The following is a 26,034-nucleotide window of genomic DNA, read 5'->3' as shown; positions in this document are numbered from 1 at the left end:
ACTTTTCGTCAGGGAGGTTTTATGGCAGATCCATTGGAGCAGCTTGTTAAGGCTCAACGTATTGATTTTATAGTTAAGTTTATGATTTGTTCTGAAGTGGTTGGGCAGGAAAGGGAGTTGCTTGATATATGGCTAAGTGAATTGACAGAGGATTTGATTGTTGATTTAAAGGGATGTAGTCAGAAAGAAAGCCTCCAGTAAGGAGGCTGATGGTCATGCGGCTGCTGACCCCTGAAGAAGGTCCAGGGCAATCTGTTTTTGCTGGGGTGACATGCTGCTTAACACCTGCTGTAACAGCATATCCCCGGTTTTGGCACTTGGGCTGATGGTGTGTGAGAACGTCAGGTTCATCACGAAAGTGTGTCCGCATTCGACGTCAGCGCAGGAGCAATAGATATCAGCGATATCCCGGTGCTTACGGTTAGTCTTGCGTATGACCGCTTTAGAACCGCACTCAGGGCATTCAATTTTTAACACGCGCATGTTAGCGGCTCCGGCAAAGTATTTGTGCCTGGATTTTAGCCGTTTTTGCATCACACTGCATCCTTGTTCGTTGTTTCATCGGGAAATTTCAGGTGTAGTCGTTCCGGTACTTCCGGGTCGCTGTTCACCGCTGCGGCCAGACGGCGCTGAATCGGTGTAATTTCATCTTTTCGGTATGTGGCGCGGGATTTCTCCGGGTCTCCCAGCCCTGCCGCATTTTGCGGAATAATCCCCGCCAGCCCTGCCGGGAAGCGGTGCGCGTTCAGCACGTCCTGTGCACTGATATTCTTCACGTTGGCGAACTCGTCATTCGCGCCAATATCCCCCATCTCAATGAACTTCACCGCGTCAGCGTCACCACCAGGAATATTCACAAGAATGGTGCTGAAGTTGCCGATCCCCTTGCTTTGTTCCAGCTGTCGTCCTATTTCTTCTTCCACCTCGTCGGTCATTGCCGGGTCGCGTGTGTAAAGAATGCCGCCTGTATGTGCGCCGTTGTGGTAATAGCGGCGGCGGAAAATAACCGCTTCGCTGTTAAGCAGGGCAGAGTGTACGCCGCCGATATAGTCCGGCAGCCCGTAAACCTGCTGCTGCGGGTCATACATCCTGATGAAAATGACGTCTTCTGGCGGGTATTCCAGCGGCTCACCATCCTGCAAAACTAAAAAAAAGTCGTCTTTGCGGCGGCGCATGTACAGCCCCGGCATGGGTTCAAGTGCGATCACTTCACCCCAGCCATTGCGCACCTTCAGGATGGCCAGATCACCGAAGGTGAAATAGTCCATTGCAGCCCCCTCCAGCTGGTCGAACGTCAGACCGCCGCCGATGTAGTCGGATAACAGCATGTTTTTACGTGCGTGCAGTATCCCGCCGTGCTGGCCGTTGAGATTAACCAGCTGCGCCAGGGCGAGGCGGTCAATCGGCAGCGTGTAGTGGTTATTGTCACCGTCATAACGGATATCCTGATAATCCGTGCCTGTTGTCAGTACGGGTTCCGGCTTATCAAAGGTGATAATGCTCATGCTGCGCTGCTTTTTTGCCGGGGCGCTGTGCTTTGTTCGTGCGGGTCGCCTGTGCTGTTTCTTCATGCTGCTTTCTTTAGCCCCCATTTTGATTTTGGTTTGTTCTCGTAGTTGAGCGGTTCATTAATGAGCGCGTGCGTGATGGCCCAGAAAGATTCTGCGTGTCCCGTTTCCGGGCTGCGGTCAGCGACAAACGTCATGGCGTTGCCGCTCAGCGTGGTGGTGTGGCGGATGGACATAAACGAGGCCGGGATCTCCTTCAAATCCTTATCCCATTCAATGCGGCCGCTGCCCACCACATCCGCCGCTTTCAGTACCAGCTGGTCTTTCGTGTGGCGGTCATAGCGGATGGCCACGGCAACGCGTAAGGCGAAGTGCTGGATATTGTCGAATACGCCTGAACCGATGCCTGTCACGTCAACGCCCAGGTAAGTGAAGTTGTACTGACCGAAAAGCTTCTGGATCTGCTTTGCCTGCCAGCGGAAGTTCATTCCCTGCCAGTTGATAACCCTCAGTACCCGGAATTTTTCGCCGTCATGCTGTGGGGGCGCAATTATCACAAACGTGGACATGTCGCCGGAGCGGGCCGGGTCAAATCCGCCCCATACCGGGCGGTTACCGAATGGCCGTGCGGCGTGGATGTTGTGATCCTGCCATGTCGTGACGTCAACGGCGCACGCCTCCAGGTCACTGAATTTGAACACCGAGTTTTTGCTGTCAACGAACACGCACATGTAGAGCATGTTGAAGGTGGTGTCGTTGTACCGGTTCCTCAGTTTGTCGATGCTGGCGAGGTTAAAGCCGCCCCTGATAGCATCTTCCAGCGTGATGATGTAGCGCCACTGGCCATCGGGACACAACCGCCCGCCGTCCCGCATTTCTTTTAAAGACGGGAATTTGACAGCAGCACGTTTTTTATTGCCCTGTTTCCATTCTTCACCCGTCCAGAATGGGTAAGCCTGGTGCGTTTTGGCTGATGGTGTGGAAAAGTAGGTGGTGCGCCATTTGTCGTGTGTGGCCATCGCGGAGGCCACTTCGTTAAGCCTGGCGAAGTTCGGCACCCAGAAGTATTCGTCGCAGTACAGATGTCCGCTGTAGGACTGCGCCGTATTCTTATTCGTCGACAGAAAGCGCAGCTCTGCGCCGTTGCTCAGGCGGATAGGATTACCCGTCAGCGTGATGCCAAAATACTGCTCTGCGATATTCACGATGTATGACCGGAACACCTCAGCCTGTGCCTTACTTGCAGACAGGAAAATTTGCGGGTCGCCCGTCATGACGGCGTTTTCAAAGGCTTCAAACGCAAAATACCAGGTTGCCCCAATCTGGCGGCTTTTGAGGATGTTGCGCACCATCTGGCCAATGTTCTGCCTGAGATGTTTCTGATAGCCAAACAGGTGCTCTTTGGCCCACTCGTCAAAGTCTTCCTGATTCAGCCCGCTGATATCGTTTTTCTTATACTGGCGCTTTTTACGTGGCTGCCCGTCCTCGTCTTCATTGCTGCCGCCCGCTCCGGGGCCGCCGCGCCCGCGTGCCTCTGCCAGCTTCTCTTTATGCTTGTTCGACTGCGCCCGCAGCTTGGTGCTGTGCGCAATCAGCAGGTCCAGTTCCTTTAATTCAAGATCCGTCTTGCCGTCGCGCTGCGCCAGCAGCTGGCAGCGGCGCTCAATTGCCTCCTCTGTGCTTTCATGGCTGAGTAAATCCGCCCAGCCGAATTTCTCCGCCCAGTAATAAACGATCCGCGCATTTGGCAGATTTAATTCGGAAGCAATTTCCTTTGGCGTATAGCGGCGCAGGTAAAGCGCCCGTGCCACGCCTTTTAATTCGTCACTGTATTTAGTCATGACCTTTATTATGCCGGGATAATTTATATAAATATGGTGGTGTTATTCGCATGGGTTCGATAAAGGTCTTATATCCGAATGATGGCGAATTTAATAAGGTGCGTAGGGGGTTGCGATGATGAATAATTGGTTTCGTTGGAACGCATTAAGCAATCAGGAAAAATAATGTCGCATTTACGCACTGACTGGCTTTGTGTTGCTACAGAAGGAGATACCGTGGATAAACGGGTTTTAGAAAGACAGTGGTTAATTGATGCTGCTGAAACCTATAACCCGAATTTATACGGAGCATTAATCTGGCCTGAACATGAAAAGGACTACGGTAATTTTGGCGAAGTGCTTTGTACCATGTGGCAGGAAGATGATAGCGGGCTGGTTAAGTTATATGTGCAACTGCGGCCCAATGCGTTTCTGCTTGAAGCAAACAGCCGCGATCAGCTGATTTACTTCTCAGTTGAACTGAGCGAAGACAACTGGCGCGGAACGGGGCGCTGCTATCTGGAGGGGCTGGCTGTTACCGATACCCCCGCCAGCGTTGGCACTACCCGGCTGCGCTTTAGGAAACGTGGAAAATATCAACCCGGTTATTACGCCTGCCGCGTCAGCCGGAACGGAATTAAACAGGATAACGCAATGAATAAGAAACACTGGCAGAGCTGGTTTGGTATCAAGCCTAAACATTTTGAAGAAACGGAAGTTGATCCAAGCGAAGCCGCGCCGGAAGATAAGTTACAGGTTCTGGCTGAAGCATTAGACAGTCTGGAAGCCCGAGTTACAGCGATTGAAACTCAGCTGTCAGATACGCAGGAAGATTTGGATACAGTTAAAGAAGTGGTTGATACCGCTGATTTCGCCACCCTGCGCGATAACGTAGGCGCTATCGTTAAAAACTTCAGCAAGCTGGATGAAAAAATCACCACTTTACCGCACCGTAAATTTGGTGATAAATCCAAGTCGAAAGACAAAGGCTTTAAATTCCTGTAATTCTCATTGCCGGGTAAAAGTTAATTATTATTTCGCTATGTGGCGAGAGGGAATTTTATGCAATTAAATCGACGCGCGGAAGATTTTATTAACCGCTATGCGGCCGGGCTGGCGCAAAGTTATGGTGTTAATAAACCCAACCGTTATTTTTCGCTGACCGAACCGCAGGAAATTTCGCTGCGTCAGGCGCTGCTGGAGTCCGTTGAATTTCTCAACCTGATTACCGTGGCCGATGTCGATCAGCTGTCCGGGCAGGTTGTGAATGTTGGTGGCAACAAACTCCATACAGGCCGCAGTGAGAAAGGGCGCTTTAGCCAGAACGTGGGCGTTGGCGGTAACAAATATGAGCTGGTTGAAACCGACTCATGTGCGGCTCTGCGCTGGGACCTGCTGTCCATCTGGGCCAATGCTGGCGATGAAAACGAGTTTTTCCAGCTGGTGCAGACGTTTTCTAATCAGGCGTTCGCGCTGGATCAGCTGCGTATCGGCTTTAACGGAACGTCAGTGGCAAAAGACTCTGACCCTGAAAAAAACCCGAACGGCGAAGACGTCAATATCGGCTGGCATAAGCGTATGTCCGACTATGAGTCTGGCAAGCAAATCCTGACCGATGCCGTTACCCTGGGCGAGGGTGGCGACTATGAGTCACTGGACGCGATGGCGTCTGACCTGGTTAACATCAAAATCCCGGCGCAGTTCCGTAATGACCCGCGTCTGGTGGTGCTGGTCGGTGCCGATCTTGTCGCCGCAGAACAATACCGGCTTTACCAGAAAGCTGACCGTCCGACTGAAAAAATTGCGGCGCAGATGCTCGACAGCACGATTGCCGGACGTAAAGCCATTGTGCCGCCGTTCATGCCGGGTAAACGCATGGTCGTGACGCCGCTCAGTAACCTGCATCTCTATACGCAGCGTAACACCCGTCAGCGTAAGGCGGAGTTTGTTGAAGACCGCAAGCAGTACGAAAACAAGTACCTGCGCAACGAAGGTTACGCCGTTGAAGAGCCGGAGCTGTACGCGGCAATCGACGAAAGCGCGGTAACCATCGGTAAAGTCACTGCACCAGTAGAGGGTTAATCATGGGACTGTCACCCGCGCAGCGTCACAGCCAGCGCATTGAGATGGAACGCCATCTGGCGCGGCAGGAGGCCACGGATAGCGCAACCAGCCTGCATATGCAGTTGCTGGCACTGAATGAGGACGTTGCGCGGGTGCAGTCTCAGCCAACGATTGCCGATCGCATCGAACTGAAGCGCACCGAAATGCTGCCGCGCTGGATGCCAACCGTTCAGGCGTATCTGGACGCCGGGAAGGTCTACCGCAATCCGGTATTCGCCTGGTGTGTTGTCTGGCTGTTTGACGTGGGTGATTTTGAGCAGGCGCTGGACTGGGCGGATATCGCTATCAGCCAGGAGCAGCCAACGCCTGACAATATTAAGAGCACGTTCCCTGCTTTTGTAGCGGATACGGTGCTGGCGTGGGCTGACGATACGCTGAGCCGTGGCGAAAGCGTTGAACCGTATTTCTCCCGCACCTTTGAGAAGGTGACGGAAAACTGGCGGCTGCATGAAGAAATCACGGCTAAATGGCTGAAATTTGCCGGGTTGATGCTGTTGCGTGATGACCGGGGAGAAGCCCGCGCCACCGCGCATGATGATGTGGAATTACTGGAAAAAGCAGATGTTTTACTTGCAGCTGCTGAATCCCGTCACAAAAAAGTGGGTGTGGGAACGGTGCGTAAAAGTATCGCCGCCCGCATCCGTTCGCTGAGCAATCAGCAATAACGACTACCGCAAGCCGAGCGGGCGCGGGTGAGGGCAGAGCGAAAGCAATGTGCCGTGGACCCCGGTCAGCCCGCTTTTTTCGGGAGAATTGAATGTTTAGCGGCACACCGATTGAGTACCAGGACGAACCGCTGACGAATAACGGTTTCTGGCCAGACCTGAATCTGGCGGACTTTCAGCGAAGCCGTGCTATCCCGGCTGACGTTGACGCCGGAACGGTGGCAGAGGCGTTACTCGCCGCAACGGGTGAGGTCAACAGCCTGCTGGACGGCATTCAGGTTAAACACCAGGGCAATGGGTATGCCGTTGCGCAGGACGTACCCGGCGCGCGGATGGGTGAGCAAAACCAGCTGTGCGCTCAGTATAAAAAAGCGGTGTATGCCAGGGCAAAAGCAGACCTTTTAGGCGAGTTTGCGTCCGTTGGCCGCCGCGAGTCGCATCCGGGACAGGAGAGCGAAGATACGCGCAATGGACTGCTTGCTGAATCGTCAATTGCGATCCGACTGATTAAGGGGCTGAAGCGGGCCACGGTGACAAAAATATGAGTCCCATAGATTCGCTGACTGCCTTTTTTACGGAACACATGCCGCCCCGCGCTATGCAGTCGTTTAGCAGTGAAATTGACGGGATGAAAACCATCCCGGCTGCGAAGGATTACGGCCTCAGTCAGTACCGTCAGTCGATTATCCGTTATGACGCGGTGCTGTCATGGGAGCGCTATCCGTACCGGGAGTATGACCCCCGAGTGCTGATGTCCCTCCTTGATGCCTGGCTGGCGTCTGATGACCGGGATTTACTGCGCCAAATCGGCATTACTGGTGCCGATCCCGACTGGGATATCGGCGTTATCGACGACAAGGCCGCGATGGTAGTCGTGACCATCCCGATGGCGGAGGAGCTGGTGATTGTCCAGGACGAAAAGGGTGTGATCCCGTTCGACGGCAAAAAATGGAGGCTGGCCGATCCGGTTATCTGGACGGCGCTGACGGCGCAGATTTACGGCGCAGACGGCAGCGCGGCCAGTGCGGAGGATGAATGAGCATTTTTGGTGCTGAGCTAAACGCCGCTCAGCTGCGTGATATGCGCCGGGAAATTGCTGCGCTGGACCTGCCGCAGAAGAAGCGCCAGCGCTTTATCTGGCGAATGGCCAAATACGGCGTTATCCCGGCCGCAAAGCGCAATGTGCGCAATCAGCAGGCACCGGACGGCACGGCATGGCAGGGGCGAAAAACCCGGCGCAGGGGCAAGATGCTGCGCAATATGCCGGGGCTGCTGCATATCAGGGAAATGCCCGAAATCGACGCCGTGCGGTTGTATCTGCGCGGGGGAGAATACGGCGGTGTGAATGCCGGGGTAGTGGGGTATGCGCATCAGGAAGGAATGAAAACCACGGTACGCGCCGGGAAAAGCCAGGGGCGTACCGACCCCGGCCGGATGGCCAGCGCGGCGCAGGCAAAAAAGCTGCGAAAGCTGGGTTACAAGGTCAGACGGGGTGTGCGCTGGCGTAAGCCTCCACTGAATGAAATTACCGAAAAAATGAGCTTTTCGCAGGCCGGGTTATTAATCCGAAAACTCAGCGGCAAGGCAAGTAAGGCCGCGTGGACTATCGATCTCCCTGCCCGTCAGTTTGTCGGCATGAGCGACGATGATTTTAACAAAGCGCTGGCGCGTCAGCTTCAGGCCATTGGCTACGGAGCAGACGTCCGCGCACAGGATATCAGGGGACGTGTATGACGTGGCCAAATGTCACCGTTAATCAGTTAAACCAGTTGCAGGGTGAGACGGACGAAATTGAACGCAGCGTGCTGTTCATCGGACGCGGCACGGTCAACGTGGGTAAGACGCTGGCGGTGAATACCCAAAGCAATTTGGAAACGCTGCTGGGTGTAGTGGGATCAGCATTAAAAAGTGACGTGCAGGCCGCAATGACTAACGCTGGCCAGAACTGGGCGGGTTATGTGCATGTGCTGGCGGCAGATGCAGAAGACAACGCCTGGACGGATGCGGTGCTGGCAGCGCAGCGAGTAGCCTCTGTTGAGGGGGTTGTGCTGACTGATGATATCAGTAGCAAAGCAACAATTAATGCCGCAGTGGCTTTACGTGCCACGCTGCTGGCGAAATTCAGCCGTTGGGTCTGGTTCATGCTTGCCGTGCAGGGGCCGCAGGCTGAAGAGGGTTGGGCGGAGTATCTGGCGCGTCTGAGCGCGTTGCAGGAGGGCATTGCCGCGCCATCGGTTCAGCTGGTTCCCCGTCTGTTCGGGCATGAGCCGGGTGTGCTGGCGGGGCGTCTATGCAGTCGTTCAGTCACGATTGCAGACAGTCCGGCGCGGGTGAAAACGGGTGCGGTTATTGATTTAGGCAGTGATGATTTTCCGCCAGACGGCACCGGAGAACCGCTGGAGCTGGCAACGCTTCAGGCGCTGGAGAAGCAGCGCTACAGCGTGCCAATGTGGTATCCGGACTATGACGGCATGTACTGGGCGGACGGGCGCACGCTGGACGTGAATGGCGGTGATTATCAGGTGATTGAGTACCTGCGCATTGCTGACAAGGTGGCGCGGCGCGTCCGTTTGCTGGCGATTGCCCGCATTGCTGACCGTTCGCTGAATACCACGCCATCCAGCATGGCGGCGGCACAGCTGTACATGGCCAAACCGCTGCGCGAAATGTCGATTTCCAGCCAGATTAACGGCGTGCGTTTCCCCGGTGAGGTTAAGTCTCCGAAGGATGGCGATGTGTCTGTCGTGTGGACGTCTGCGACGAAGGTGAGCATTTACGTGGTGATCCGCCCGGTTGAATGTCCGAAAGAAATCACCGTCAGCCTGATGCTGGATACCAGCATTGATTCATCGGAGGCAGCAGCATGACACAGCGTTTATCGGGCCAGTCATTTGATGTGCATATGGACGGTGAGCTGGTCCACTTCGAAAAAATCAGCCTGGATATTACCGACAACACCGCCGCCGTACAGACGCAGGGCGTGCCGGATGGTTTTGTTGCCGGGGACGTGGCAGCAGAGGGAGAGGTGGAGGTCAGCAGCAAAACGTTTATGCAGCTTTCCGCCACCGCCCGCCGTGCCGGTTCATGGCGAGGGATTATCCCGGTTGATTTTCTGTTCTACGCGAAAGCGGGTACGGAGGAGGTCAAGGTGGAGGCATTCGGCTGCAAGCTGGTCGTGAGCAACGTGCTGGATCTCGATCCGAAGGGTGGCAGCATCACAACGCACAAAATTAAGTATTTCGTGACGAGTCCTAAATTCGTCAATCTCAACGGTGTGCCGTATCTGGAACAGGCGGCGACTGAAAACCTCATCAGCTAAGGACAGGACATGCAGGAAGAAAAAGGGGTACTGGCAATTTTGCTTCTGCTGATGACCGGGGCGCTGATCGCGCTGGGAAACCTGCTGGTCAGCGCGGAACAGGTGACCCCGCGTCTTTTTTTGGGGCGCATCATTCTGGGATCGGCCACGTCGATGGTGGCCGGGGCGGTGCTGGTCTGGATACCTGGGCTTTCGCTCACTGCGATTCTGGGGATCGGGTCGGGGCTGGGGATTGCAGGTCACCAGGCGATTGAAATGTGGCTTAAACGCAAAGGCAGCACGCTGCTGACGGGGAAAAAACCAGTATGACACTGAGCGAAAAGCAGCAGTTGTTCACCGCGCTTATTGCGCAGCTGATCACCTATGCAGGCGATCACGGGATGCGCCTGACGTTTGGTGAGGCATACCGCACGCCGGAACAGGCCCGCATAAACGCTGGCAAGGGGACAGGTATCAGCAACAGCCTGCACACGCAGCGGCTGGCGGTGGACTTCAACCTGTTTATTAACGGCGAGTATAAAACCCGCACTGAAGATTACCGGGCGCTGGGTGAGTACTGGGAGTCCATCGGTGGTGTATGGGGCGGACGCTTCAAGTCTAATCCTGACGGCAATCATTTCAGCCTTGAGCACAACGGGGTACGCTGATGGCCAAAAACGTAGCACTGATTGTTTTCGCTGTGCTGGGCGCGTTTCTGGCCGGGTGGACGGCGGCCGGATGGGAACGGGACAGCACTGACCTGGTGATCGAGCGTGCCGCCAGCGCCAGTGCTGAAAAAAGCCGGGTTGCCGTTCAGGCCATCTCCAGCGCATCGGGAAAAAAACTGGAAACGCAGCTGGAGGAACTGAGGGATGTTATTCCCGCGTCAATTCGTACGGAAGTGGTTAAGCCTGTTTTTACTAACGTTTGTGTTTCTGATGATTTCATCGGGATGTACAACGCCGCAATTGAAAAAGCAGAACGAACCTTATCAGGAAAACCTGAAAGTAAAATGCCCCGTTAATCTTCCCCGGTTAACGGCTAATAACGGACAGGCTGCCGCAGAGTCTTTGATTAAATGGCTGGATATTTATTCCGTCTGCGCGGCACGTCACAATCAGTTAATTGATGAAATCTTAATAAGAGAGAGTTTGAATAATGGCTAAATCAATTGTATTGACCATCGCCGGGACTGATATTTCATTTTCACCCGACATGGCAACGTATAACAAATATATCAATGAAATGTCCATGAGCAATAAAGTCGCTCCTGCGCATAATTTCCTTATCCGTATTGTGGAAGCAGACAGCAAAGAAGCGCTGTTGAAAATCATGGAGCAACCGGGAGCTACGCTTCAGGTAGTCGCTAAACTGCTGGAAGAGTATACCCCTGATCTGGAAATCACGGTAAAAAACTAACCGAGCGGGTCCGTAATATAGAATCTAACGGACTCGAACAATACGTTATTTTGCGGCGTCACTATTTACCCCATGAGGATAATAGTGAGGACAGTCTCGCCGCTGCGTTATGGCTTGATAACCGACACTGGGAATATCAGCGTATATCCGTGGCTAACGGCGTTGCGCTGGCATTTAAGGGAAAAGAATGAAGTCACTGGAATTTACATTATCGCTGATTGATAAAATCACCCGCCCGTTAAAACAGGCGCAGGGTTCGGTGACGTCATTCGCGGATAAATCCCGTGTTTCATTCCAGCGTATTGCGGTGGGTGGTGCCGGGCTGTTTGGTGTGGGCATGGCGATCAAGGGGGCATTAGGCCCGGCGATTGAAATGTACGACACGCTCCAGGAGCAGTCAGCTAGGGGGATCGACAGCAGCGCACTGAAAACCATTGAGCGTGATGCGAATACGTTCGCGATGACTTATGGCCGCAGCGCTGTGACGTTTGTTCAGTCCACTGCGGATATTAACGCCTCCATTGCCGGGCTGACGGCCACCGAGCTGCCGAAGGTCACGCGCACCGCCAATATTGTGGCCGCTGCGCTGGGTGGAACGGCGACAGAATCGGCTGAATTCATGGGGCAGATGTTCGCCAACTTCCAGAGCTATGCAAATCAGGTCGGCAAGGTCCAGTTTGCTGACGAGCTGGCCGGGAAAATGGCGTACATGAAGAACACCTTTGGTACGGACATGGCCGCTATCAAAGACCTGATGGAGGGCGCACGCGGGGTCGGGTCTAACTTTGGTGTCGGCATTGATGAACAGATGGCGGTCATGGGCCAGTTGAGGCGCACGCTGGGTTCAGAGGCCAGCGGTGCGTATGAAGGGTTTATGACGGCGGCGCTTGAGGGCGGAAAAAAACTGGGCGTCAGCCTCAGTGATTCAGCCGGGAAGATGCTTTCCATGCCTGAAATGCTGATTAAGTTGCAGGGTAAGTACGGAAAAAGCATTGAGGGCAATCTCAAGGCGCAGGCCGCGCTGGATGGTGCATTTGGTGACAGTTCGGCTGTGGTGAAACAGCTGTGGGGCAATGTGGATGTCCTTCAGCGCAATATCACCGAGCTGGGCGGCAGTGACGGGCTGAAGCGCACGCAGGAGATGGCGGGCAAGATGGTGAAGCCGTGGGATCGCTTTATTGAAATTCTGACGGCTATCCGCCGCGTGATCGGCCTGACGCTGATACCGGTTCTTTATCCGATGCTTAACCGCCTGGCGGATATGGGACAGACCTTTGCCCGCTGGATGCAGATGTTTCCTAACATCGCCCGTGTTGTGGGCTATGCGGCAATGGCGATACTGAGTTTTGCGGCGGTGGGGGCCGGGGCTAACGTTGTGATGGGCGTTAGCGGATTTATTATGCGCGGGTTGCAGGGCATCTGGAGACTGTTGGTTACGGTGGTGCGCTCTTACACGGCTGTTCTGTGGGTGGCGCAAAAAGCGGTGCTGGCTTTCAACTTCATCATGGGGGCATTGCGCGGCGTGCTGCTGGCAGTGCGCATGGCGGCAATCACATCCGGCGTGGCGATTAATTTTATGAGCTGGCCAATCCTGCTGATTATCGGTGCTATTGCGCTGCTGGTTGCAGGGTGTTATCTGCTCGTCAGGCACTGGGACCAGATAAAAGCGGCCATCATGGATACCACTTCATTTCAGGTTCTTGCTGCTGTCGTGAGGGCGGTTGCCGGGGTGTTTGTCAAAGCCTGGGCGTTTATTACCGAGGGCTGGAATAGCTTTATCGCACTGCTGGCGAATTTCTCCATTACTAAAACGCTGGGCAACGTGGCCAGCGGCATTATGAATATTTTTGGCAACGTGTGGGCTTCGGTTAAGCGGACGGCAATGAGTTCGCTGAACTGGCTGATTGAAAAGCTGAACATGATCCCGGGAATTGATATTGATTTGATTGGTGGTGTGCCGGACCCGCAACCGCCTGTTATTGATAATACCCTGTCCACTGGCGGGAATATTAACGGTATTGAAAAGGGCGGAATTAATAAAACCCTGTCCAGTAACAGTAAAAGCATGACGGATAACAGTAAGCGGATTGATAAGGTTGAAATTCACACCGCCAACGGAATGACGCCGGGGCAATTAATGGAATGGCAGGAGATGGCCGGATGAGTGATTTATTATATATCGACCTGTTGATTGCGGATGGCAGTTTCTCGCTTAACAGCGGTAATGAACCTTTCACCTGTAATAATCAGCAGAGCATCGGGCAGGATATTATCCATTCTATTATTGAATCGGGTCTGGTTGTTGAACTAGTCGCAGAGCGTAGCCCTATATTACGCGCTGACGTCTTCACACAGCTGGAGCTGTTGGTGGAAAACGATGAGCGCATTATTCCTGGTACGGTTGGAATTCAGGAAGAAAGCGCGAAGCGGTTATTTGTCACAGCACAAACTTATGAATTCGGAACGATAAACGCGGGGGTGTCCTTGTGACGACTAAGCCGGACGTGGATTTTACCGAAGTATTAAAACAGAACGGCGTCCCGGTTACGGCTGACGCTGTGCGCCAGGAATTTGATGCCATCGTTAAGGCCGAAGGGCTTATTACGAACACCTCACGCATGTCGCCGTTCTGGCGTCTGATTACGGCGATTGTCACCACGCCAGTGATGTGGCTGATTACAGCTCTGGCCAACACCGTGCTCGCCAGTATGTTTCTGGCCACCGCCAGCGGTGCCATGCTGCGCCTGCTGGCCTGGGCGGTGAACATCACACCGAAACCCGCCACGGCTGCGCAGGGTGTGATCCGTTTCATCAAACAGGATACCAAGGCCGTTGTGACCGTGAAAGCGGGTACGGCGGTTCAGACTGAGCGCATTAACGGCGTGGTGTACGTGCTGACAACGGTTGCTGACGTGACGATTACGGCAGACAAGCCAGATGCGCAGATAGCGGTTACCGCTTCCGGCACGGGCGGAGCGTGGAACCTTGCGCCGGGGTATTACCGGATTTTACCCGTAGCGGTGGCCGGGATCGCCCGTGTTGAAAATGGTGAAAACTGGCTGACATCACCGGGGGCCGATGAAGAGTCTGATGACGATCTACGGGACCGTGCACGCAATCAGTTTAACCTGGTCGGAAATTATCACACTGACGCGGTGTACCGTTCGATGATCGCCAGCGTGGCCGGGCTAAGTGTTGACCGGATTTTTTTTGAACACGATGCCCCACGCGGACCGGGAACGGCAAATGCCTACCTGCTGCTGGATACCGGGGTGGTGTCAGCGCCATTTGTTGATGCGGTTAATGCATACATCAATACGGAGGGCCATCACGGTCACGGTGATGATATGCAGTGCTATCCGATGCCGGAAACCCTTCACGATCTGGCTGTGACCGTGTATGTCAAAAATCTGGCCAACGTGACGGCTGAAGACCAGGCGGCATTAGTGAGCGGGGTGAGCAATCTGATCCGCAGTGCATTCCGTGAGAACAGCGATTTCGACGTAGAGCGCACATGGCCATTCACGCGGTTTTCATTTTCTAACCTGGCACATGAGGCCCATCGCGAGTTCAGCCTGATCGACTCTCTGGAATTTTCGCTGGCAGACATCATCAGTGATATGTCCGTGCCGCGATTGAAAACGCTAACGGTGGTGCCTGCAAATGCCTGATTTCATCAAAATGTTATCGGGGCTTTCCCTGCCGTCATGGATGAATGCCGGGGAGCCGGAAAAGCTGCTGAAAGCGGCCCGGGTATGGTGGGCGAAAGTGTATGGCTGGATTAACTTCCCGCTGACCCGGTTTGATCCGCTGACCTGCCCGGAGCCGTTTCTCAACCTGATGGCCTACGACAGGGACATTACCCGCTTCAGCAATGAGCCGCTGAGTCTCTTTCGTTTACGCGTGGCTTACGCATTTATCAATGCCCGTGACGCGGGTTCGGTGGCGGGATTTATCGCCATTTTTGAGCGCCTGGGGATTGGTTACGTAGAGCTGCTGGAGCGCCAGCCGGAGATTGACTGGGACGTGATTATCGTCCGGGTTTCAGATGGTCAGCTGGCGGCTAATCCTGACCTGATGTTGCAGATCATCAGGCAGTACGGGCGCACCTGCCGCCGCTATCAGTTTGAAGTGCTGACCAGTCAGAAGCTGTTTATCAGTGCGGGCTGGGAGGGCGGGGAATACGTCTGTTATCAGGGCGGAAACAGCCCACGCGGTGAAGTGAAACCCGGTGAATATCTTTGCTTCCCGGCGCGTCTAGAAAATCAAACTAACGCCACGTTTGGCGCCAAAATATAGGTACATCATGAGTCAGACAGTTATCACAAAAGCCTTTGAGCGGCTTAAGGCGCAGCAGGCGGCTAACGGTTCCATTGTTACCCTTGATGAATTTGTTTTTGCAAACGTGCCGGATTTAAACATTACCGACCCGATCAACCGTGATGAGTCATGGCCCGCAGGTAGTCAGATTGTCCACCGTCAGGCGGTGAGTAAAACGGGCATGGTGAATGAAAACGCGGTGGTGTACTCCGTTGTGCTGGGTGCGGATGCCGGGGATTTTGAATTCAACTGGGTCGGTCTGGTGCACAAGAGCAGCAACACCGTGGCGATGATTGTTCACGCGCCTTTGCAGAAGAAAATTAAAACCGCAGCAGGCCAGCAGGGCAACGTACTGACGCGCTCTTTTTTGATGGAATATAACGGCGCGTCACAGCAGACCCAGATTATTACCCCGGCTGACACGTGGCAGATTGATTTTACCGCCCGTCTGGCCGGAATGGACGAACGAATTCGCCTGGAAAATATCGACGTCTGGGGTAATGCCGGCTTTATAAATGATGGCTTCATGGTGACTAAATCCGGCAGTCAATACAGCGTAAAAGCGGGGGCAGGTTATGTGTCCGGCTTACGTGCGGAACTGCTGTCCAAACAGGATATTGCCATCGCTAATAAGCCGTCAAAAGTATGGGTGGATGTGTGCTGGCGCGGAACGCTGTCCAGTGAATGGCGCGCGGAAACAAAAATCACCGTGGCTGATGCTCTGGCAGATTATTACAACGGTGATGAAAAGCATTACGTCTTTGCTCTGGCTGAAATTAATGCAGATGGTTCCGTTACCGACCTGCGCCCAAACGGTAATAAAACAGACCGTGATCTTCAGCCATCCGGCACGGTGAAAGCGTTGCAGGAGCTGACCCCGGAAGCCAAAAAACTGGTGTGGTTCGGGGCAGACAAAGCGCTGGGTAAAACCTCCTTGAGTGATTACGCCCGCACGTTGCTGGAAAAGGTCAGCGCAGAGGAAGCACTTAAATATCTGGGGGTGAGTGACTACAGCCGCGACATGCTGAAGCAGGGCAATCTGGCGGACATGCTCAAATTCCTGGGGCTGAAGGATTTGCCGTTCATCATGAAATATGGCTGTACGATGATCGGTGAACTTGTTGAATGGCCGCTCGAAAAAATGCCACAGGAAATCTGGCCAGATATGACGATGGAATTCATTCCCTATATGGCGCAGTCGTTTGATGGCGCTAAGTTCCCCTTACTGGCGCAACTGCATCCCTCATTGATCCTACCTGTTGATATGCGTGGTGATTTTGTTAGGGGGTGGGATGAGGGGCGAGGCATCGATAGGGGGCGCATTTTGCTTAGTGCGCAGGGTGATGCGATCAGGAATATCACTGGATCTTTTCATAATCTATTTGACTATGAAGCGCCAAGGAATATGGGCGCATTTATCTCGTCAACGAGCGGTGCCACTAGGCAGTCAGGAGTTTCCCCAGCAACGGGCACAATTCAGAAGTTCGACGCATCTGTAGTTGTACCGACAGCCGCAGAAAACCGACCACGGAACATCGCATGGAATATGATCGTGAGGGCGAAATAATGCTTGATGAAAACGGAAACGCACTGGAAACACTGGAAACCACGGTACACGGATTCGACCCTGTTACTGGTGAGTTTACCGGGACTTACGAGATCAGAATTATTGAAGGCACGGGGATTCCCGGTTTATCCACGCTGACCGCGCCACCGAAGGATAAAGCAGGTTTTGCCCGCGTTTGTCAGAAGGGTGACTGGATATACCTGAAGGATTTAAGGGGGCAGACAGTCTACGCTACCGCCACCGGGCAGGCGCAACAGATTGCTTATTTAGGCGACATTCATCAGGGCTATGTGTCCGCTGCGCCTGTCACCCCTTACGATGTATGGAACGGAAAAAAATGGGTCACAGACACGGATGCACAAAATGCTGCGCAGGTCGTTCAGCTTGAGGCAGTGCGCACCAGCCTGCTGTCTAAGGCTGATGACATCATGCGTGACTGGCGGGACGAGCTGGCGCTGGGTGTCATCAGCGATGATGACAAAGCGAAGCTGTTGAACTGGCTGGACTATAAGAAACGCGTTAAAGCCGTTGATATTTCGCAGGGGGAATCCATCGTCTGGCCAGAGGAACCTGCTGATGTGGCGTAAAGCTGACATTGCTTTCTCTGATGCGGCGGCGTTGTCATGCTCGATTGTTGCGGCGCATCCGTGGGTGTACGGGTTGGGTCAGCAGACGGCTAACGGGGCATATCTCAGCCCGGTTAATGCGGTCACCTGGCTGGCCGGAAAGCTGGCCAGCCAGGGCGGCGATGCTGACTTGACGGTGTTTATGATCTGCGGTGATTCCCATGACGGTTTTATGCAGTCGCTTAATCTGCTGACCGCCGTTTTCCCCGCACCGGCTTTCACTCAGGTGGCACGGCTGGCGCAGTCTTCAGCGGTGCTCAATACGGTAAAAATGCAGCTGCCCGCAAAGGGGCTTAACAGCTTGCCACCCTCGTTGCCGCTTTCCGTTCTAACAAGCCGCGCCGCTCTGAATGCACAACGCACCGCAGCCGCGCAGGCGGAGGCCAGCGCGGGCAGCAGTCTGGAGGGGTTGAAAGCACAGCTGGGCCAGTTTGCTGCGGAACACGCCAACCTGCTGGATAGCATCAGCGGCGGGCTGGAAAACCTGAAATCAAAGTCAGCGCCAGCCTGGGTTTATACATCACGTGGGGATGTGGCCACCGCCGCCGCTGAATTGCTCAAAAATATCCCGCAGCCATCCGCTATTTACACCGTGGCCATGATGTTTGTTGGTGAGGATTTAACGGCGCTGGGAGGGATGATCCATGACATCGATAGCCACGTTCGCCCTTGATGGCGAGGGCATTTTACTGAAAAGCATCCGCATCACCCTTTCGATGGCGTTTGAAGAAAAAGACCAGTCAGGACAGACGTCCAGCACGGCGACAGCAGAACAGGGTATTAAGGCAAAGGAACTGCGTGTCTCCGGTCTGGTCCCGTTCAGTACACCCGAAGTGCTGAAGCGCATTTTTGAACTGGCCAGCGCCCGTGATGGCGGCGGAAAGCTGAAGGTTTACCGCATCGCGTGCCTTGAGACGCGAAACGTGAATTTTCGTGAGGGGACGTTCACGGGAAATATCGACGCCCCCCGGCAGGATAAAGAAATGGCCTGGCTGGTGACGTTCACGATCAAAGAGCGCCTGAGCGTTGATGAAAAAAAACAGGCGCGGGCAAGCGGAAAAATCAGCGCGACGAAACAGGGCGCTTCCGGTTCTGGTGCGGGTGGTGGCGTGGCTGCTGCTGAAGATGAAGAGAAAATGACGTGGTTCGAACGCAAGGTGCTTAAGCCCGTCAATGATTCGCTGGGGTAGGGATGAAACCGATTAAAAAACTGTGGTTGTCGAGTGAGCTGGTACACCTGACAGACGTTAATGTTGCGCTGGAGCTGAACGGGTGCGGCCGGGGGTTCATCACGGCGGAAACCAGCGAGGATTTTACGGGTAAAATGGTCCGGCTTGACGTGGGCTACACTGATAAGCTGCTGCGCTGGTTTACGGGGTACGTTGAGCGCAGTCAGCCCGCAGAGAATGGCTATCAGCGCCTGTTTGTGCGTGAAATGGTCGGTATCTTTGACCGCAACTGGCCGTGCTCTTTTCAGCATCCGACTTTGCGTCAGATCGCGGCCTGGCTGACAGAAAACAGCGGCCTGACGGTCAGCGTGGCCAGTGCGGATTATGCCGATAAGCCGATCCCTCATTTCACGCATTCCGGTACGGGTTTTCAACTGCTGGCCAGTCTGGGTGCGGCATTTAATGTGACCGATTATCAGTGGTATCAGTTGCCGGATGGTGACGTCTGGCTGGGTGCCGCTGAACATGCCCTGTTTGCCGGAAAACCCGTTGAAATCCCCGCCGAGTTCGCCAGCAGCGCGGCGGGCGGCAATTCCATGACTATCCCTGTTGTGCAGAGCATCCGCCCCGGCGTTGAGCTGAACGGCCAGCGCGTGACGCGTGTCCGCCTGTACAATGACGATCTTGAAATCACATGGACCCCGCGCAACAAAGCCACGGGCGCACCACTGCAAAAAACGCCGCTACAGCGCCAGGTGGAAACCGCTTACCCGGAGCTGGCATCCGGTGTGCACCTGCCGAAGTTTGCGCGGGTAACCGCACCCAGCGAAGCGGTAACCAGCGGTGATTTTGCTGACCCGTTCCGGCCGCGCTATGCGGTCAACGTGCAGCTGCTGGACGCTGACGGCAATCCGGACAGAAACACGCCTGAATATCCCGCCGTGCCGCTTCCGGTGCCGGGGGCGGGTAACGATTCAGGTACGTTTCAGTTTCCACCGGAAGGGACGCTGGTTGAAATTGGTTTCAACGGAGGCCGCCCGGATAAGCCTTTCGTCAGGCAGACAATGCCGGAGGGCAACAGCCTGCCGGATGTTAAACCGGGTGAGCAGCTACAGCAGCAGCGGGAGGAAGTTTCGCAGCGCATCACCCAGGGCGGTGACTGGGTGCGTAAAACTGACCAGACGATCAGTGAATCATCTATGTCCCGCGTGGTTGAGGCTGACGACGAAAGGCGCACGCTGGTCGCACGTGAAACCACTATCAAGGCCACGGACAAAACTACTGTGGTGGGCAAGGTCACGCTGATGGCCGGAGCCATCCAGCATGTCACCCTGGGGGATTACGCGCTGGCCATCCAGGGTAACAGGGTGGCCAGCATCGGAGGAGACTGTAAAACCAGCATCAGCGGTAACCGTGATGCCCGCATTGTGGGCGGCAGTACCAGCGAGATAGCGGGCGACCTGCTGGAAAAAATCGGAGGTATCCGCAGCAGCGTTGCGGCCGCACAGCAGCAGATCATTGCGCCAGTCGTCTGGGTGGGTAGCCAGCAGATTAACGTTATGCAGTTGATGCTGGACACGCTTGATGTGGTCAGGCAACTGGCCCAGCTGACAGCAGCCCACACGCACCCGGACACCGGAACCCCAACCAATGCAGCGGACATCGCTCAGGCCGGAGGCCAGGCCAATATACTGAAGGAAAAATATAAACCGGTAATCGGTTAATTCGTCCCGACAACACAGCCCGCCGCGTGCGGGCTTTTTTACGCCCCGAATTAAAGCCACCCTATCGCGTTCAGTGAGGCGCTGTCTCACATCCATCCCCGTTTCAAATCAAAAAGGATTAACCCCGCAGCGTGGCGCACAGCCTGCCACAACCAGACAAAATAAACTGATCGGAGACGAAAACGGCACTACACCGCACCCGCCTGCCGTTTTTGGATCTGAAAGTTATTTCAGTTTGGATTTTCTACAAACCATCCCGCCAGCCCGCGCCGCTGCTGGGGCTTTGCCGGAGAACCCAAACTGAAAAGGTTGAAAAGGATTTCAGTGTTTTTCAGTTTCATAGATCGTTAGTGGATCGTGTGAAAAACATAACTAACAGAATTTAAAGGGATTTAGCTGTTTTACGTCAGTTGAATAGATCGTTGCGTGGATCGTTTGCGGCGGAGATGAAAAACGCCATGTCAGGCGTGGCGCGGCTTCACTGCATTTTTTGGTGTTCAGGGTTACTGAAATTACTGAAATAGATATACTGTGTTTATGTACAGTTAATTATTATTTAGAGGGCAGGGCTTATGCGCCGCGTAATCATCAATGGGGCAGTTTTTATGTTCATGGCCAGAGGTGAGAAACTGACTGAAGAAGATGGACTACCGCGCAACGGCGTGCCGGATGGCCGATACGTGTTGTGGCCACGTGGTGAGGGGTGGGATGTGCGTTATCTGGTAGTCGGTGGCGGTAGCCGGGATTGGGTGGCAATTGCAGACCAGCTATTCCCTGATGAAGACTCAGCCTGGCAAGCTGCGTTTGATTATCAGTGTGAATTAACTTCAGGAAGCAGATGACTTAAGCGACACTTTTGCGACATTTTTTATTGCTTTGGGTGTGATTGATGCAAGAATTTAATGTAATTAATTGATTTTAATGCATTAAATATAAGGTGTGTTGTTGGGTTTCTCTGAATTAAAGAGACAGGTTATTCTTTTGCTTCGTTTTTTGAAATAACGGCAGGTCATAAAAAAATGTGATAAAACGGATAACTGCGCTATTTGAGCAACGCAAACGATTCACATAACTTTTTGGTCACCCGATAATGATCCCACAGATTTCCCAGGCACCGGGTCTTGTTCCGTTGGTGCTGAGTTTTTTGGATGCCTTAAAACAGGATGGTTTTACTGGCGACACAGCGACAAGCTATGCCGACCGTCTGATTATGTCCACCGACAACAGTATCTATCAACTGTTGCCCGACGCAGTTATTTTCCCCCGATCCACGGCTGATGTGGCACTGATTGCACGCCTTGCGGCAGACAGTCGCTTCGATTCCCTGACCTTTGCGCCACGCGGTGGCGGCACCGGCACCAACGGGCAGTCACTCAATCAGGGTATTGTGGTGGATATGTCGCGCCATATGAAGCGCATTCTGGATATCAATGTCGAAGAGGGTTGGGTAAAAGTTGAAGCCGGCGTCATAAAAGATCAGCTCAATGATTACCTGAAACCTTTTGGCTACTTTTTCTCCCCGGAACTGTCCACCAGTAACCGCGCCACACTTGGCGGCATGATTAACACGGATGCCTCAGGCCAGGGATCGCTGGTGTACGGCAAAACCTCCGATCATGTACTGGGACTGAAAGCGGTCCTGCTGGGAGGAGAGGTGCTGGATACGTATGCGATGCCCGTCAGCGAAGCGGAAATACGCGCGCAGGCACCTGGTGCGGAAGGTAATATCTATCGTGTGGTGCTGGACCGCTGCCGTGAGCAGCGTGACGTAATCATCGACAAATTCCCTAAACTTAACCGTTTTCTCACCGGTTACGACCTGCGTCATGTGTTGAGTGACGATCTGCAACAGCTGGATCTGACGCGCATTTTATGTGGCGCTGAAGGCACGCTGGCGTTTATCGCCGAAGCCACCCTGGATATCACTCCGATCCCAAAAGTGCGCCGGCTGGTTAACATTAAATACGACTCCTTTGACTCTGCGCTGCGCAATGCGCCATTTATGGTGGAGGCCAAAGCGCTGTCGGTCGAAACCGTTGATTCTAAGGTGCTGAACCTTGCCCGTGAAGACATTGTCTGGCACTCCGTCAGTGAACTGATTACGGATATTCCTGACAAAGAGATGCTTGGCCTGAATATGGTGGAGTTTGCTGGCAACGATAAATCCCTGATCGACAGCCAGGTGGAATCGCTGTGCCAGCGACTTGAAACGTTAATGTCACTGCGCGAGGGCGGGGTCATTGGCTATCAGCTCTGTGATGACGTTTCCGGTATTGAGCGTATCTACGGGATGCGCAAAAAAGCCGTGGGGCTGTTGGGGAATGCCAAAGGGCGTGCCAAGCCGATTCCGTTTGTTGAAGACACTTGCGTGCCGCCGCAGAACCTCGCTGACTATATTGTCGATTTCCGTGCACTGCTCGATGGGCATAACCTCAGTTATGGCATGTTTGGCCATGTGGATGCCGGGGTGCTGCACGTGCGCCCTGCGCTGGATATGTGCGACCCGCAGCAGGAGATGCTGATGAAACAGATCTCTGATGAAGTCGTGGCCCTGACAGCGCGTTATGGCGGCCTGCTGTGGGGGGAGCACGGGAAAGGATTCCGCGCGGAGTACAGTCCGGCGTTCTTTGGCGAGGTGCTGTATAACGAATTGCGCCGCATTAAAGCCGCCTTCGACCCTGCCAACCGTCTGAATCCGGGTAAAATCTGTGCACCGCTGGGCGTCGACGACCCGATGCTCAAAGTCGATGCAGTGAAACGTGGCACGTACGATCGCCAGATCCCGGTTAACGTTCGGACTGACTGGCGTGGCGCGATGGAGTGTAACGGCAACGGCTTATGCTTTAACTTTGATGTGAAAAGCCCGATGTGCCCGTCAATGAAGATCACCAGCAACCGCATGCATTCACCGAAAGGGCGTGCCACGCTGACGCGCGAATGGCTGCGTTTGCTGGCCGAGCAGGGCGTAGATCCACTGGTGCTTGAGCAGCAACTGCCGTCAAAAGGAATCAGTCTGCGCGGTATGATCCAGCGGACCCGCAACAGCTGGCAGGCCAAACGCGGGCAGTATGATTTTTCCCACGAGGTGAAAGACGCGATGTCAGGCTGCCTGGCCTGTAAAGCGTGTTCAACCCAATGTCCGATCAAAATCGATGTTCCTGGTTTCCGCTCACGCTTTTTACAGCTCTATCACACGCGCTACCTGCGTCCGGCCAGTGACTATCTGGTCGCAACGGTGGAGAGCTATGCGCCGCTGATGGCAAAAGCGCCAAAGACCTTTAACTTCTTTTTACGTCAGCCTTGGGTCAAATCGCTCAGCAAGCGCCATATTGGTATGGTCGACCTGCCGCTCTTATCGTCACCGACGCTGAAGCAGCAGCTGGCCGGTCATCGGGCATCGGGCACGACGCTGGAAGATCTCGAACAGATGAGTGCTGAACAGCGTGCGCGGACTGTGCTGGTGGTTCAGGACCCGTTTACCAGCTATTACGAAGCACAGCTGGTGGCCGACTTTGTGCAACTGATTGAAAAGTTGGGCTTCACTGCTGTGGTACTGCCGTTCTCGCCGAACGGCAAAGCGCAGCATATTAAGGGCTTCCTGCAACAGTTTGCGCGTACCGCACAGAAAACTGCTGATTTCCTCAATCGTGTGGCGCAGTTGAAGATGCCGCTGGTGGGTGTCGATCCGGCGCTGGTGCTCTGCTACCGCGATGAGTACAAGCAGGTACTGGGTGATAAACGGGGGGATTTCCATGTGCAGTTAGTCCATGAATGGCTGCATACTGCGCTGGCGACGCGTGATGCCCAGCCCGCAGCAGAAGGTGAATCCTGGTATCTGTTTGGCCACTGCACCGAGGTCACTGCGCTGCCCGGCTCGATTAAACAGTGGGAAACGATCTTTGCCCGCTTTGGTGCCAGGCTGGAAAATGTCAGCGTGGGTTGCTGCGGCATGGCCGGGACTTACGGGCATGAAGCAAAAAACCTGGAAAACTCGCTCGGGATTTATGCGCTCTCCTGGCAAAATGCCCTGCAAAAACTGCCGCGTCAGCGCTGTCTGTCGACCGGCTATTCCTGCCGCAGTCAGGTGAAACGTATTGAAGGTAGCGGTATACGCCATCCTCTGCAGGCATTACTGGAGATCCTGTAATGGCAATCTGGCAGCGTGAAGCCACGCTTGAGCAGTTAAATCTGCGCAGTCAAAACACGATGGTGGACCATATTGGCATCCGTTTTACGGTGCTGGCGGAGGACCGAATTGAAGCGGTGATGCCGGTTGATCAGCGTACGCGCCAGCCGTTTGGTCTGCTGCACGGCGGAGCATCGGTGGTGCTGGCGGAGACACTAGGCTCAATGGCTGGGTATCTCTGCACCGAGGGTGAACAGCAGGTGGTTGGGCTGGAGATCAACGCCAATCATCTGCGGGCCGCACGGGAAGGCGAGGTCCGTGGTGTGTGCCGTTCTGTGCATCTCGGACGGCGTCATCAGGTGTGGCAAATAGAAATTTTCGACAACAATAATCGCTTGTGCTGTACGTCCCGCCTCACAACTGCTGTGATTTGACCGATAACCCCGCTTAATGCGGGGTTTTTCGCATCACTGGCACGCGGTATAATACTCTGAAGATTACATTATCCACGACGCGTGCTTAACGAATTCGCTTTGCAACACGGTCGCTTTATCCCATTCGCCATTCATTGCCAGCTGATGACAGAGGCGACTCAGGGAGTGGCGTGCCAGTTGCCAGGCTTGCATCCGGAACAGGCGTTCGCGGTCGGTGTTGCTCAGCTCAACAACCTGTCGTTGATGGAGTTTTCCCAGCGCGTGAAGATAGCTTTGATCGTCGCCATTCAGCTGGCAGAGTTCGGCCATGTCGAGGCAGGTATCATTGAACTTACGCAGTTGTTCAATGGAACAGTCGGGCCGGTTTAACTTAGCCTGCGCCATGTAAAAGTCGACGGTGATATCACGTACGGAAAACGTGTACTCATCAATTTTATGTTGCAGCCACGCACTCATCGACAGATTCATTACGGGTTCCAGTCGCGCTAATGATAATCATTATCATATTATAACTGCGATATTATTCAATCGTAACGTGGGAATTTTTATTGATATACCTCACCTGTCAGAAAAATCGGTGATAACGATAACCGCGTCACGGTGAATAACGAGAATGAGTTAGAGAAAGTATTCGGTTTAGATAACAAAATATAAACATCTTATTTTCAAACGCTTATCTTTTGAGACGATGCGTCTTTCAGGCAAAGCGCAATCTTTTTTACAGGGTCTAAACTTAGTCAAGAGTTCCCTAAAAGCACCTTTTGTCCTTTATCCCTGCAAAACAAGAGGTTGAAGTGATTCTGGTAATCACTAACATAGGGGCACTAGCCCGAAGGGCTATCGTATCGCGAGGTAAATTATGCAATCAGCAAATCCTGCCACTTTTTCTCCGGATGAGTACATCTGGAAAGGGCTGACGCTTACTGACAGCGCAGCAAAGCAAATCATCAATCTGGCCGCAGGTGACCCTGAGATTAAGGGCCTGAAGCTGGGTGTCAAAACCTCTGGCTGTGCCGGATTTGGTTACACCATGGATATGGCGAAAGAATCGGCGGCGGATGATTTGGTGTTCAGCCATAACGGTGCGTTGTTATTCGTGCCCCTGCAGGCGATGCCCTATATCGACGGTACGGAAGTGGATTTCGTGCGCGAAGGCCTGAACCAGATTTTCAAATTTAATAACCCTAAAGCTCAACACGCCTGCGGCTGTGGTGAGAGCTTTGGCGTTGAGTGA

At 53.9% G+C, this 26,034-nt stretch carries 29 protein-coding genes and 1 pseudogene; 26 read left to right on the top strand and 4 right to left on the bottom strand.

The features are described from left to right. Window positions 1-21 precede the first annotated feature (21 nt). Complete coding sequence (locus HHI26_RS03560) at window positions 22-201, top strand: hypothetical protein (protein ID WP_171148609.1); 180 nt, start codon at window positions 22-24, stop codon at window positions 199-201. Window positions 202-213: 12 nt separating this feature from the next. Here HHI26_RS03560 and HHI26_RS03555 read toward each other — a convergent pair whose 3' ends face one another. Genes HHI26_RS03555 through HHI26_RS03545 form a run of 3 tightly spaced genes read right to left on the bottom strand, consistent with a single transcriptional unit; the run spans window position 214 to window position 3,349 of the window. Continuing rightward, window positions 214-483, bottom strand: coding sequence for an ogr/Delta-like zinc finger family protein (locus HHI26_RS03555; protein ID WP_171148608.1), 270 nt, complete (start codon window positions 481-483; stop codon window positions 214-216). Window positions 484-533: 50 nt separating this feature from the next. Beyond that, entirely contained in the window at window positions 534-1,571 is a 1,038-nt protein-coding gene (locus HHI26_RS03550) for a phage portal protein (RefSeq protein ID WP_171148607.1), read from the bottom strand. Further along, window positions 1,568-3,349, bottom strand: a complete 1,782-nt coding sequence (locus HHI26_RS03545; RefSeq protein ID WP_171148606.1) for a terminase family protein — start codon at window positions 3,347-3,349, stop codon at window positions 1,568-1,570. Before HHI26_RS03545 ends, HHI26_RS03550 begins: the two co-directional genes overlap by 4 nt. A 165-nt stretch (window positions 3,350-3,514) precedes the next feature. On the opposite strand from HHI26_RS03545, the gene HHI26_RS03540 reads away from it, so the two are divergent. The 24 genes and pseudogenes from HHI26_RS03540 (at window position 3,515) to HHI26_RS03425 (ending at window position 24,800) form a co-directional block, all read left to right on the top strand. Then, the gene (locus HHI26_RS03540) at window positions 3,515-4,333 is read left to right on the top strand and encodes a GPO family capsid scaffolding protein (protein WP_171148605.1); all 819 of its coding nucleotides are present in this window, start codon (window positions 3,515-3,517) and stop codon (window positions 4,331-4,333) included. A gap of 57 nt (window positions 4,334-4,390) precedes the next feature. Continuing rightward, window positions 4,391-5,410 (top strand): phage major capsid protein, P2 family, encoded by a 1,020-nt coding sequence (locus tag HHI26_RS03535; RefSeq protein ID WP_171148604.1) that lies wholly within the window; start codon window positions 4,391-4,393, stop codon window positions 5,408-5,410. 2 nt (window positions 5,411-5,412) lie between these two features. After that, window positions 5,413-6,117 (top strand): phage terminase small subunit, encoded by a 705-nt coding sequence (gene gpM / locus HHI26_RS03530; protein ID WP_171148603.1) that lies wholly within the window; start codon window positions 5,413-5,415, stop codon window positions 6,115-6,117. A gap of 92 nt (window positions 6,118-6,209) precedes the next feature. Continuing rightward, window positions 6,210-6,662: a head completion/stabilization protein gene (locus HHI26_RS03525; protein ID WP_171148602.1), complete on the top strand. Its 453-nt coding sequence runs from the start codon at window positions 6,210-6,212 to the stop codon at window positions 6,660-6,662. A 38-nt stretch (window positions 6,663-6,700) separates the two neighbouring features. Next, complete coding sequence (locus HHI26_RS03520) at window positions 6,701-7,156, top strand: phage tail protein (protein ID WP_241008199.1); 456 nt, start codon at window positions 6,701-6,703, stop codon at window positions 7,154-7,156. Further along, window positions 7,153-7,851, top strand: a complete 699-nt coding sequence (locus tag HHI26_RS03515; protein WP_171148600.1) for a hypothetical protein — start codon at window positions 7,153-7,155, stop codon at window positions 7,849-7,851. The genes HHI26_RS03520 and HHI26_RS03515 overlap by 4 nt, the downstream gene beginning before the upstream one ends. Further along, window positions 7,848-8,984: a DUF2586 domain-containing protein gene (locus tag HHI26_RS03510; RefSeq protein WP_171148599.1), complete on the top strand. Its 1,137-nt coding sequence runs from the start codon at window positions 7,848-7,850 to the stop codon at window positions 8,982-8,984. Before HHI26_RS03515 ends, HHI26_RS03510 begins: the two co-directional genes overlap by 4 nt. Further along, window positions 8,981-9,436, top strand: coding sequence for a phage protein (locus HHI26_RS03505; protein WP_171148598.1), 456 nt, complete (start codon window positions 8,981-8,983; stop codon window positions 9,434-9,436). Before HHI26_RS03510 ends, HHI26_RS03505 begins: the two co-directional genes overlap by 4 nt. A 9-nt stretch (window positions 9,437-9,445) precedes the next feature. Then, a complete protein-coding gene (locus HHI26_RS03500) occupies window positions 9,446-9,745 on the top strand; it encodes a holin (protein ID WP_171148597.1) in 300 nt (99 codons plus the stop codon). Next, entirely contained in the window at window positions 9,742-10,083 is a 342-nt protein-coding gene (locus tag HHI26_RS03495) for a M15 family metallopeptidase (protein WP_171148596.1), read from the top strand. Before HHI26_RS03500 ends, HHI26_RS03495 begins: the two co-directional genes overlap by 4 nt. After that, window positions 10,083-10,439 (top strand): hypothetical protein, encoded by a 357-nt coding sequence (locus HHI26_RS03490; RefSeq protein ID WP_171148595.1) that lies wholly within the window; start codon window positions 10,083-10,085, stop codon window positions 10,437-10,439. The genes HHI26_RS03495 and HHI26_RS03490 overlap by 1 nt, the downstream gene beginning before the upstream one ends. Before the next feature lie 134 nt (window positions 10,440-10,573). Then, window positions 10,574-10,834 carry a putative phage tail assembly chaperone gene (locus tag HHI26_RS03485; RefSeq protein ID WP_171148594.1) on the top strand — a complete coding sequence of 87 codons (261 nt, stop codon included), beginning with the start codon at window positions 10,574-10,576 and terminating at the stop codon, window positions 10,832-10,834. Window positions 10,835-11,021: 187 nt separating this feature from the next. Next, window positions 11,022-12,998, top strand: coding sequence for a phage tail tape measure protein (locus tag HHI26_RS03480; protein ID WP_171148593.1), 1,977 nt, complete (start codon window positions 11,022-11,024; stop codon window positions 12,996-12,998). After that, a complete protein-coding gene (locus HHI26_RS03475; RefSeq protein WP_171148592.1) occupies window positions 12,995-13,324 on the top strand; it encodes a DUF2590 family protein in 330 nt (109 codons plus the stop codon). The genes HHI26_RS03480 and HHI26_RS03475 overlap by 4 nt, the downstream gene beginning before the upstream one ends. Beyond that, window positions 13,321-14,505, top strand: a complete 1,185-nt coding sequence (locus HHI26_RS03470) for a baseplate J/gp47 family protein (protein WP_171148591.1) — start codon at window positions 13,321-13,323, stop codon at window positions 14,503-14,505. Before HHI26_RS03475 ends, HHI26_RS03470 begins: the two co-directional genes overlap by 4 nt. Further along, window positions 14,498-15,133 (top strand): hypothetical protein, encoded by a 636-nt coding sequence (locus HHI26_RS03465; protein WP_171148590.1) that lies wholly within the window; start codon window positions 14,498-14,500, stop codon window positions 15,131-15,133. The genes HHI26_RS03470 and HHI26_RS03465 overlap by 8 nt, the downstream gene beginning before the upstream one ends. A 7-nt stretch (window positions 15,134-15,140) precedes the next feature. Continuing rightward, window positions 15,141-15,971, top strand: a pseudogene (locus tag HHI26_RS25435) (phage tail protein); the annotation flags it as partial. A 722-nt stretch (window positions 15,972-16,693) separates the two neighbouring features. Then, a complete protein-coding gene (locus HHI26_RS03455; protein WP_171148588.1) occupies window positions 16,694-17,308 on the top strand; it encodes a tail fiber assembly protein in 615 nt (204 codons plus the stop codon). Next, entirely contained in the window at window positions 17,298-18,020 is a 723-nt protein-coding gene (locus HHI26_RS03450) for a hypothetical protein (RefSeq protein WP_171148587.1), read from the top strand. The genes HHI26_RS03455 and HHI26_RS03450 overlap by 11 nt, the downstream gene beginning before the upstream one ends. After that, window positions 17,992-18,537, top strand: a complete 546-nt coding sequence (locus HHI26_RS03445) for a hypothetical protein (RefSeq protein WP_171148586.1) — start codon at window positions 17,992-17,994, stop codon at window positions 18,535-18,537. Before HHI26_RS03450 ends, HHI26_RS03445 begins: the two co-directional genes overlap by 29 nt. A 2-nt stretch (window positions 18,538-18,539) precedes the next feature. Beyond that, complete coding sequence (locus tag HHI26_RS03440; protein ID WP_171148585.1) at window positions 18,540-20,240, top strand: hypothetical protein; 1,701 nt, start codon at window positions 18,540-18,542, stop codon at window positions 20,238-20,240. 605 nt (window positions 20,241-20,845) lie between these two features. Next, complete coding sequence (locus tag HHI26_RS03435) at window positions 20,846-21,082, top strand: hypothetical protein (protein WP_171148584.1); 237 nt, start codon at window positions 20,846-20,848, stop codon at window positions 21,080-21,082. A gap of 248 nt (window positions 21,083-21,330) precedes the next feature. After that, complete coding sequence (locus tag HHI26_RS03430; RefSeq protein ID WP_133845287.1) at window positions 21,331-24,387, top strand: FAD-binding and (Fe-S)-binding domain-containing protein; 3,057 nt, start codon at window positions 21,331-21,333, stop codon at window positions 24,385-24,387. Continuing rightward, complete coding sequence (locus tag HHI26_RS03425; protein WP_133845285.1) at window positions 24,387-24,800, top strand: hotdog fold thioesterase; 414 nt, start codon at window positions 24,387-24,389, stop codon at window positions 24,798-24,800. Before HHI26_RS03430 ends, HHI26_RS03425 begins: the two co-directional genes overlap by 1 nt. Window positions 24,801-24,863: 63 nt before the next feature. Here the strand turns inward: HHI26_RS03425 and HHI26_RS03420 are convergent, their stop codons facing one another. Next, window positions 24,864-25,268, bottom strand: coding sequence for a hypothetical protein (locus tag HHI26_RS03420; protein WP_171148583.1), 405 nt, complete (start codon window positions 25,266-25,268; stop codon window positions 24,864-24,866). Window positions 25,269-25,659: 391 nt separating this feature from the next. On the opposite strand from HHI26_RS03420, the gene sufA reads away from it, so the two are divergent. After that, entirely contained in the window at window positions 25,660-26,034 is a 375-nt protein-coding gene (sufA, locus tag HHI26_RS03415) for a Fe-S cluster assembly scaffold SufA (protein WP_133845281.1), read from the top strand.

The sequence above is a fragment of the Erwinia sp. JH02 genome, assembly GCF_013074405.1.
GTDB classification, from domain to species: Bacteria; Pseudomonadota; Gammaproteobacteria; order Enterobacterales; family Enterobacteriaceae; genus Erwinia; species Erwinia rhapontici.
This window is presented reverse-complemented; position numbering and strand designations above follow the sequence as displayed.